The following is a 1,887-nucleotide window of genomic DNA, read 5'->3' as shown; positions in this document are numbered from 1 at the left end:
GGTCGTCACAAGGCGATCGCGAACCTCGACGGCACGGAGGACCTCATCATCACGCAGGAGGAGCTGACCGACCGCGCGAGGCAGAAGAACCCGGGGGCACAGCACGTGTCCGTCGGCAACTTCATGAACGCGCCGCAGTACGACCAGGTCGTCGACCAGCTCAAGAACCAGTAACGCAGTGCAGTATCGGAGGGGACGGNCCNCNGCCCGTCCCCTCCACACGTCCACAACGCCACGTCACGAAGCAAGGAGAACCCCGATGCCCGTCCTGCAGGAGAGCCAGATCCGGATCCACACCGAGGACACCGCACCGACGAAGTCGGAGGCGATGAAGGAGGCGGCCGAGATCCTCGAGGCTGCAGGCGCGGTCACCGCGGACTACTACCCGGCCATGCTCGAGCGCGAGAAGAGCGTCTCGACGTACATGGGGAACTTCCTCGCCATCCCGCACGGCACGAACGACGCGAAGGACGCCATCAAGTCCTCGGCGCTGTCGTTCATCCGCTACGCGACGCCCATCGACTGGGACGGCAACCCCGTCCGCTTCGTCGTCGGGATCGCCGGTGTCAACAACGAGCACCTCGACATCCTGTCCAAGATCGCGATCGTGTTCAGCGACGAGGACGAGGTCCAGAAGCTGACCGACGCGCCGGACACCGCCGCGATCCTGTCGATCCTCGGCGAGGTCAACGAGTGAGCACCCCCACCGCGGTCCACTTCGGCGCGGGCAACATCGGCCGCGGCTTCGTCGGGCTCCTGCTGCACGAGGCCGGCTACGAGGTCGTCTTCGCCGACGTCGCCGCGCCGCTCATCGACGCGCTCGCCGCTGCCGACTCGTACACCGTGCACGAGGTCGGCCACGACGCGCGTGACCACGAGGTCACGAACTTCCGCGCGCTGAACAGCGCCCAGGACGAAGCCGGCGTCGTCGCCGAGATCGCCGCCGCCGCGGTCGTCACGTGCGCCGTCGGCCCGAACGTGCTGAAGTTCATCGCCCCGGTCATCGCCCGGGCCCTCGAACAGCGCGGCCCCGACGCCGCCCCGATCGCGGTGATGGCGTGCGAGAACGCCCTGAACGCCACCGACCGTCTTTGTGAGTTCATCGTCGAGGCGCTGCCGGCCGACGTGCGCGACAAGGCGCTCGCCAAGGCCGTCTTCGCGAACACCGCCGTCGACCGCATCGTCCCGGCCCAGCCCGACGGTGCCGGCCTCGACGTCACCGTCGAGACCTACTACGAGTGGGCCATCGACCGCACACCGTTCGGCGGGAACGAGCCCGAGATCCCGGGTGCCCACTACGTGGACGGCCTCGCGGCCTCGATCGAGCGCAAGCTCTTCACCGTCAACACCGGGCACGCCACCGTCGCCTACCACGGCTTCCTCGCGGGGGCGGACAAGATCTCGGACGCGATCGCGATCCCCGCGGTCCGCTCCGAGCTCGAGTCGGTGCTCGCCGAGACGAGCGACCTGCTCGTCCGTCGTCACGAGCTCGACCCCGAGGTGCACCGCGCCTACGTGCAGGCGATCATCGGCCGCTTCGAGAACCCGCACCTGCCCGACACCGTGACCCGGGTCGGCCGGCAGCCGCTGCGGAAGCTCTCCCGTGACGAGCGCTTCGTGTCGCCCGCCGCCGCCCTCGCCGAGGACGGCACGGAGCCGACGGCGTTGCTCGACGCCATGGGGGCCGCGCTGCGCTTCGACGTGCCGGACGACGAGCAGAGCGTCGAACTCCAGGCACTGCTGCGCTCGGACCGGAGCGACGCGGACGTCGTGACCGAGATCACCGGGCTCGACCCGCAGCACCCGCTGCACGCCGCGTTCGCGGACCGGGTGCGGTCCGCGCGCGCCTAGCGTCCTCGACGCCCCCGAGAGACGGACGGGAGGCGC

At 69.9% G+C, this 1,887-nt stretch carries 2 protein-coding genes and 1 pseudogene; all 3 read left to right on the top strand.

Annotation, left to right across the window (positions count from 1 at the left end):
* Positions 1-174, top strand: a pseudogene (locus tag I5E_RS26560) (PTS mannitol transporter subunit IIB); the annotation flags it as partial.
* An 85-nt stretch (positions 175-259) separates the two neighbouring features.
* Complete coding sequence (locus I5E_RS16065) at positions 260-697, top strand: PTS sugar transporter subunit IIA (protein ID WP_022907882.1); 438 nt, start codon at positions 260-262, stop codon at positions 695-697.
* Entirely contained in the window at positions 694-1,851 is a 1,158-nt protein-coding gene (locus I5E_RS16060) for a mannitol-1-phosphate 5-dehydrogenase (RefSeq protein WP_022907881.1), read from the top strand. The genes I5E_RS16065 and I5E_RS16060 overlap by 4 nt, the downstream gene beginning before the upstream one ends.
* Positions 1,852-1,887 lie beyond the last annotated feature (36 nt).

The sequence above is a fragment of the Curtobacterium sp. B18 genome (assembly GCF_000333375.1).
In the GTDB taxonomy this organism is placed as follows: domain Bacteria; phylum Actinomycetota; class Actinomycetes; order Actinomycetales; family Microbacteriaceae; genus Curtobacterium.
Note: the sequence above shows the minus strand (reverse complement) of the source record. Positions and strands in the feature narration are given on the sequence as shown.

What these genes read in the sequence shown, in the direction of transcription:
- I5E_RS16065 (WP_022907882.1), top strand. Translation starts at nt 260, where the DNA reads ATGCCCGTCCTGCAGGAGAGCCAGATCCGGATCCACACCGAGGACACC.